This window comes from Kitasatospora sp. NPDC093806 (genome assembly GCF_040683335.1).
GTDB lineage: Bacteria > Actinomycetota > Actinomycetes > Streptomycetales > Streptomycetaceae > Kitasatospora.
In genome coordinates this window covers 48,875-55,155 of record NZ_JBFBDO010000055.1, presented here as the reverse complement: position 1 = coordinate 55,155, position 6,281 = coordinate 48,875, and the positions used below count along the sequence as shown (strand labels likewise).

Annotated in this window: 7 protein-coding genes; 3 read left to right on the top strand and 4 right to left on the bottom strand. The window is 74.6% G+C overall.

Annotated elements, in window-relative coordinates; translation table 11 throughout:
* Positions 1–148 precede the first annotated feature (148 nt).
* The 3 genes from AB0N76_RS24220 to AB0N76_RS24210 all read left to right on the top strand — a co-directional run bounded on the left by AB0N76_RS24220 (position 149) and on the right by AB0N76_RS24210 (position 2,677).
* Entirely contained in the window at positions 149–967 is an 819-nt protein-coding gene (locus AB0N76_RS24220; RefSeq protein WP_363560186.1) for a maleylpyruvate isomerase family mycothiol-dependent enzyme, read from the top strand.
* A gap of 216 nt (positions 968–1,183) precedes the next feature.
* Positions 1,184–1,717: a hypothetical protein gene (locus AB0N76_RS24215; protein WP_363560184.1), complete on the top strand. Its 534-nt coding sequence runs from the start codon at positions 1,184–1,186 to the stop codon at positions 1,715–1,717.
* 192 nt (positions 1,718–1,909) lie between these two features.
* Entirely contained in the window at positions 1,910–2,677 is a 768-nt protein-coding gene (locus AB0N76_RS24210) for a lipase family protein (protein ID WP_363560194.1), read from the top strand.
* A gap of 19 nt (positions 2,678–2,696) precedes the next feature.
* On the opposite strand, the gene AB0N76_RS24205 is transcribed toward AB0N76_RS24210, so the two are convergent.
* Genes AB0N76_RS24205 through AB0N76_RS24190 form a run of 4 tightly spaced genes read right to left on the bottom strand, consistent with a single transcriptional unit; the run spans position 2,697 to position 6,260 of the window.
* The gene (locus AB0N76_RS24205; RefSeq protein WP_363560182.1) at positions 2,697–3,593 is read right to left on the bottom strand and encodes an alpha/beta hydrolase; all 897 of its coding nucleotides are present in this window, start codon (positions 3,591–3,593) and stop codon (positions 2,697–2,699) included.
* Between the two features lie 51 nt (positions 3,594–3,644).
* A complete protein-coding gene (locus AB0N76_RS24200) occupies positions 3,645–4,685 on the bottom strand; it encodes an SDR family oxidoreductase (RefSeq protein WP_363560180.1) in 1,041 nt (346 codons plus the stop codon).
* Positions 4,686–4,734: 49 nt separating this feature from the next.
* Entirely contained in the window at positions 4,735–6,009 is a 1,275-nt protein-coding gene (locus AB0N76_RS24195; RefSeq protein ID WP_363560178.1) for a beta-ketoacyl-[acyl-carrier-protein] synthase family protein, read from the bottom strand.
* Entirely contained in the window at positions 6,006–6,260 is a 255-nt protein-coding gene (locus AB0N76_RS24190) for an acyl carrier protein (protein ID WP_363560176.1), read from the bottom strand. The genes AB0N76_RS24195 and AB0N76_RS24190 overlap by 4 nt, the downstream gene beginning before the upstream one ends.
* Positions 6,261–6,281 lie beyond the last annotated feature (21 nt).

Here is a 6,281-nt window from a genome sequence, read left to right as displayed (position 1 = left end):
CCGACGCCCGCCCGGCGCGCCTGACGACGGTGCTGCGCCCGCACCGCGTGCGGCTGCGGCCGCTCGCCCGCCGGCCGTCCGGCGGCTGAGGCAGCGGCGCGGCAGGGGTCTGGACACCGACCCGCAGGGTGGTCCAGTGTTCACCTCCATGACGCTCCCGCTCCCTCCGCACGGTCCTGACGGCGCGCGTTCCGCGCTCTTCGAGGCGGTCGCCGCGGTCGGCGACGAGGCGGCCGCGCTCCTCGCCGGCTGCCGCGGCGACACCCCGATCCCGGGTGCGGAGTGGACGGTCGCCGAGGCCGCCGCGCACCTGGCGATGGCCAACGAGCTGATGGCCGCGCTGGCGGTGGGGGAGGACCGACCGTACGGGGACGGCACGCCGGGCTCGCTGGCGGCGGCGAACGAGGTCTCGCTGGCCGACTGGCCCGAGCGGGACCCGGCCGTCCTCGCTGGGGACATCGCCCGACAGGCGCGCCGGTTCACCAGGGCGGCCGCCGCCCGCGCCGGCGCCGAGCCGGTGACGACCCCGCTCGGCCCGATGGACCTGGACACCCTCGGCGCCTACCTGCTGACCCACATGCTCGGCCACCTCTACGACATCGCCGTCGCGCTGGGGCGACCGCACCCGATCGACCGGCGGCGGGTCGGGCTGACCATGCCGTTCCTGCGGGCGGCGATGCCACGGGTGGTGGACACCCGCGCCGCCGCCGGCCACACAGCCTGCTACCGGCTCCGGGTCCGCGGCCTGGGCGGCTTCGCGGTGACGTTCACGGACGGCGCCGCCGTGGTCGACCAGGACCCGCCGCGCCGCCCGGACTGCACCATCCTCACCGAACCGGTCACCTTCCTCCTGATCGCCCTGGGCCGCTGCGACGCCACCACCGCCCTCACCCGCGCCAAGGTCCTCGCCTGGGGCCGCCGCCCCTGGCTGGCCCTGACCTTCCCCACCCTCTTCACCGCCCCCTGAGCCCGGCTGTCCGGCACCCGGTACCCTCTCGACACGAATCGATCGACTCGACGGGGTGTCATGACCGGGGGCGGGACTGTGGACGAGCGCGGCGGGCGAGCGACGGCGGAGCCGGTGGCAGGAGGGGGCCCGGCACCCGAGGCAGGGGCGGCCGGACGGCCCCGCTGGTCGCCACGCAGGCGGCGGACCCTCGCGCTCGGACTCCTCGCGTCGGCCGTGCTGCTCGTCGCGCTGACGTACGCGGGGGCGCGGGCGAGCCAGGACGGCGGGCTGGTGGTGGTGATCGAGGCCTGCTATCACCCGCTGCCGTTCGGCGCCCTGGTCGTGGTGCTACTCGTCCTCGCGATCCTGATCGGGATCCGCTCCTGGCTGATCAGGGCGCAGCTGCTGGTCCCGCTCCTCGCCGGCGCGCTGTTGGCGGCGCCCTTCGGGCTGCTGATGTTTGGCAGCATGCCGAGGAAGACGGCGGACCGGCCTGCCCCGGACGGTGCGGACCGCAGCCTGGTGATCCACGAGGGCAGCGCGATGATCGATCCGCTGTGGTGGGTCTCGGTGGACGAGGGATCCGGGCTGACCGCGCGGCGGTGGCCGGTCGGCTACTTCAACGGCGACGCCGTCGACAACGCGCTGACCTCGGCGGAGTGGGACGGTCCGGACCGGATCAGGCTGACCACCGGGGGCGGTGAGGTGTTCGTCGTCGACCTCGACCCGGAGAGCGGCCGCCCGGACCGTCGGGTGAGCGCGGGCTGACCCTGAGTGGCCATGGGTGACCGACCTCGGCGGCCGCCGGTCCGGCGTGGCGGGGAGGGGTGGTTCGTCTACGGGTCTACTGTGCTGGGCGACCCGCAAAGGCTCTTCTCGGACTCTTCTCGGAGGACAACGGTGGCCCTGCCCGCTTTCGATCATTCGACGACCCGTTACTCGCTCTCCCACGCCTACTGGATGGCGCGCGCGGCGGGCCTGGCCGGCCTGGACCGGGGGGCGCTGGAGAAGGAGGCGAGGGACTGGGGCTTCGACGAGGTCAGGCACTTCGAGTCGACGCACGCGATGCCGTTCCCGATCGAGGACACCCAGGCGTACGTGATGGCGAGCGATCGCATGATCGTCACCGGGTTCCGGGGCACCGAGGTGCTGAAGATCTACGACTGGCTCACCGATGTGAACACCCCGCCCGTGCCCGGCCCGGCCGACAAGGGGTTCGTGCACTACGGGTTCCACCAGGCGTTGCGGTCGGTCTACCCCGGGATCCGCGACACCGTGAAGGAGCTGCGCACCGAGGGCCAGACCGTCTGGTTCACCGGACACAGCCTCGGCGGCGCGCTGGCGATGCTGGCCGGGAGCACATTCTACTTCGAGGAGCCGCGGCTCCTGCCGGACGGCGTCTACACCTTCGGGCAGCCCCGCACCTGCGAGCGCCTGCTCGCGGGCGCCCACAACGCGGCGTTCCGGCAGCGCTGCTACCGCTTCGTCAACAACAACGACATCGTCCCGCACCTGCCGCCCGGGCCGTTCTTCACCCATGTCGAGGCGCTGCGCTACTTCGACGCCGACGGGGGCCTGCACGAGGCGATGCCGCTGGCGGCGCGGCTGCGGGACGGGGCGAAGGGGGTGAGCGCCGACCTGTTCGCGCCCGAGACCGACGCCGTCAAGGACCACCACCTGCCGAACTACCTCGCCGCGTTCGAGAAGAACCTGGCGCGAGCCCGCTGAGTCCGGCCAGGTGGGGGGCTCAGCGGGGCAGCAGGCCGGCCACGGCGTCGGTGAAGGCCTCGGGGGCCTCCTGGGGGGCGTTGTGGCCGATGCCCGGGAGGAGGCGGTGCTCGTACGGGCCGGTGAAGCAGTCGCGGTCCTCGGCGGCGCTCGGGCCGGCGATCCCGTCGGCGCCGCTCTCCAGCACCACGGTGGGGACGGAGATCGGCGGCTGGGCGGCGATGAGGTCCTCCAGCTCCTGGTAGCGGGGGTCGCCCTCGGCCAGGCCGAAGCGGTGCCGGTAGGAGTGGATCACCACGTCGACGAAGTCGGGGTTGTGCAGGCTCGCCGCGCTGGCGGCGAAGGCCGCGCCCGCCCCGGCCCAGGTGGGCGACCAGGTGCGCCAGAGCAGTTCGCACAGCTCTTCGCGGTTGCGCCGGAGGCCGGTGCGGCCGCGCTCGGAGTGGAAGTAGTACTGGTACCAGTAGTCGCGCTCCCACGCCGGGGCGGCGGGCTCCCCGGCGTGGGCGAGGTCCTGGACGTTGTAGCCGTCGACCGTGACCAGGCCGCGCACGCGCTCGGGGCGCAGGGCGGCGGCGATGCACGCGGCCCGGCCGCCCCAGTCGTAGCCCGCGAGGACGGCGGCGTCGATCTCCAGCGCGTCCATGAAGTCGAACACGTCCTGGGCGAGCGCCGCCTGCTGTCCGGAGCGGAGCGTGGCGTCGTCCCGGAACCGGGTCGGTCCGAAGCCGCGCAGGTACGGGGCGAGCACCCGGGCGCCGCGGTCGGCGAGCCCCGGCGCGACGTCGTCGTACGCCCGCACGTCGTAGGGGAATCCGTGGAGCAGGATCACGGGCGTGCCGTCGGGTGCGCCGACGTGCTCGTAGGCGATGTCGAGCACCGGGGTCGCGACCCGTCCTGATGATGAGAAGGCCATCGCGCGATCATGGCACGCTCCCGCGCCGAACTCCCGTGAATTCCGGGGGGATCAGGTGCTCGGGCCGGACCGCAGCAGCAGCGGCCACGGTTCGGGGCGGGCCAGCGCGAGGCGGGGCTTGCGCTCCGCCCAGTGGCGGACGGAGGCGGCCATCGCCGCGGCCGGATCGCTCACCGTCCAGGTGGGTTCGAAGGGCCGGGTCATGCTGGTGTAGCTCTGGAACATCGCGAGCAGCTTGACCGCCTGGTTCTGGACCGGCGAGAGGTACTGCTCGGCGAGCGGGAGGAAGAACCGGTTCCAGCTGTCGGTCGACACCAGGGGCGGCCGCTCGATCGGGCCGACGCCGTGGGCCGTCCGGAACTCGTTGAGGGTGCCGCAGACGACGTCGAGCAGGGTGTCGAGGGTCAGGCTGCCGGGCCCGCCGGCGATCACCTCGGTCCTGGGCCGCTCCGGGGCGGCGCCGAGCACGGCGGCGGCGAGCACCGTCGCGACGTCGTCCACCGGGCCGATCTCCGCGTACCCGGCGAGGTCGCCGACCACGACCGCGGCCGTCCCGGACACCAGCGCCTGGAACAGCGTGTAGGGCCCGGAGAAGCGGGCGATCTCCCCGCTGCCCCGCCGGCCGACCACCAACGGCGGACGGACCAGGGTCAGCGGACCGGGGTGCTCCTGTCGGGCGATCTCCTCGCAGCGGGCCTTGGACCACTCGTAGCCGTTGCGGTAGCCCTCGAACTGGGCGCCGCGCAGGTCCTCCGGGTTGCGGACGCCGCCGACGTACGCGGTCGAGACCTGGACGAGGTGGGTGTCGCGGTCGGCGAGGGCGAGGACGGCCCGCAGCGGATCGATGTTGGCGGCGACCGCCTCCTCCCGGCGGAGGGTCCAGCGGGTGCTGGCCGCCGCGTGCACGATCACGTCCCAGTGCCCGGCCAGTTCGGCGGGCGGCGGCTCGGCGCCCATCCGCCACCGCACCACCGCGTCGCCCCGCCGGGCCACCGGGACGAGCGTGTGGCCGCGCGCGGCGGGGGCGTCGCGCAGGTGTCGGACGAGCTCGGTGCCGACCACTCCGGTCGCGCCGGTGACCAGGACGCGCATGGCTGCTCCACGGAAGGGGGGATGGGGAAAGGAGGGAGGAGAGAGATGCTCACGGCGGGGCGAGCACCAGGCAGGCGTTCTGCCCGCCGAAGCCGAAGGAGTTGGACAGCACCGGCGCGGGCGCGATCGTGCGCGCCGCGCCGCGCACCAGGTCCGCCCAGTCCGCCTCCGGGCTGCTGCGGAGGTTGGCGACCGGCGGCACCACGCCGCGCGCCGCGCAGAGCAGGGCGAGCGCCGCCTCCAGGGCGCCGGCAGCGCCGATGAGGTGGCCGGTGACCCCCTTGACCGCCGTGACCGGCGGCGACTGCCCGTCGAAGCACCGGTCGATCGCCCGGGCCTCGGCGCGGTCGCCGGGCACCGTCGACGTCCCGTGCGCGCTGACGTGGCCGATGTCCGCCGGGGTCAGCCCGGCGTCGGCGAGGGCCTGCCGCATGCACCGCGCGGCCACCGCGCCGTCCTCGTGCGGGGCCACGATGTGGAAGGCGTCGCAGTTCTCGGCGTAGCCGGCGATCTCGCCGTGGACGACGGCGCCGCGCGCCCGGGCCGCGTCCAGCCGTTCGAGCACCAGGACGGCCGCGCCCTCGCCCATCACGAAGCCGTCCCGGTCGGCGTCGAACGGGCGGCTGGCCCGCGCCGGGTCGTCGTTCCTGGTGGACAGAGCCCGCATCTTGGCGAAGGAGCCCATCACCACCGTGCTGACGCCCGCGTCGACGCCGCCGGCCACCGCCACGTCCAGCTCGCCGTGGCGGATCCGGCGGGCGGCCTCGCCGAGTGCGGTGCCGCCGCTCGCGCAGGCACTGGAGTAGGTCGTGCAGGTGCCCTGGAAGCCGTAGCGCAGGGCGAGCCGGCAGGCGGGGGAGTTGGCCATGGTCCGGGGCACCGTGTGCACCGGCAGGTCGCGGGGCCGGGAGACATAGCCGGCCGTGGCGTCCTCCATGCTGGACAGGCCGCCGATCCCGGTGCCGATCTGCACGCCGACCCGGTCGGCCGGCTGGTCGGCGGGGAGCCGGGCGTCGGCCAGCGCGTCCGCGGCGGCGCAGAGCAGCAGCTGGGCCGGTCGGTCCATCTGGCGCGCCTCGCGCAGGCTCAGGTAGCCGTCGAGGTCGAACGGCGGTACCAGGCAGGCGAAGTGGACCGGGACGTCCGCCTCGACCAGCCGTTCCACCCGGCCGGCCACCGACCGGGCGGTCAGCAGCGCGGCGAACACCTCCTCGATCCCGTGGCCCGCGGGTGACTTGACGCCGATCCCGGTGACGGCGACCCGGTGCCCGCCCGAAGGGTGCCGGTCCGACCCGCGCCCGCCCGAGGATTCGCGGCCGCTCATACGGGGCGGTCCAGCCGGAGGCGCAGCAGGTCGATGGCGTGGCCGACGTCCCGGGCCCGGGTCAGGTCGTCCGGCTCGATCCGCAGCCGCAGCACCCGCTCCAGCCGGGCGCCGATCTCCATCAGCTCCAGGCTGTCGATCCCGCAGTCCTCCATCAGGTTGGTGTGCTCCCGCACGTCGGCCGGGTCCGTGCCGAGGACGTCGGAGATGACCGTTCTGACCGTCACGGCCAGTTCCTCCCGGGTGGGCATGTCCTCGCTCCTTCCGCCGCG

Bases quoted from the DNA above. Each gene is read 5' to 3' on its own strand.
- AB0N76_RS24220 (WP_363560186.1), top strand. From the start codon at position 149: ATGACGCTCCCGCTCCCTCCGCACGGTCCTGACGGCGCGCGTTCCGCG.
- AB0N76_RS24210 (WP_363560194.1), top strand. From the start codon at position 1,910: ATGGCGCGCGCGGCGGGCCTGGCCGGCCTGGACCGGGGGGCGCTGGAG.
- AB0N76_RS24205 (WP_363560182.1), bottom strand. From the start codon at position 3,593: ATGGCCTTCTCATCATCAGGACGGGTCGCGACCCCGGTGCTCGACATC.
- AB0N76_RS24200 (WP_363560180.1), bottom strand. From the start codon at position 4,685: ATGCGCGTCCTGGTCACCGGCGCGACCGGAGTGGTCGGCACCGAGCTC.
- AB0N76_RS24195 (WP_363560178.1), bottom strand. From the start codon at position 6,009: ATGAGCGGCCGCGAATCCTCGGGCGGGCGCGGGTCGGACCGGCACCCT.
- AB0N76_RS24190 (WP_363560176.1), bottom strand. From the start codon at position 6,260: ATGCCCACCCGGGAGGAACTGGCCGTGACGGTCAGAACGGTCATCTCC.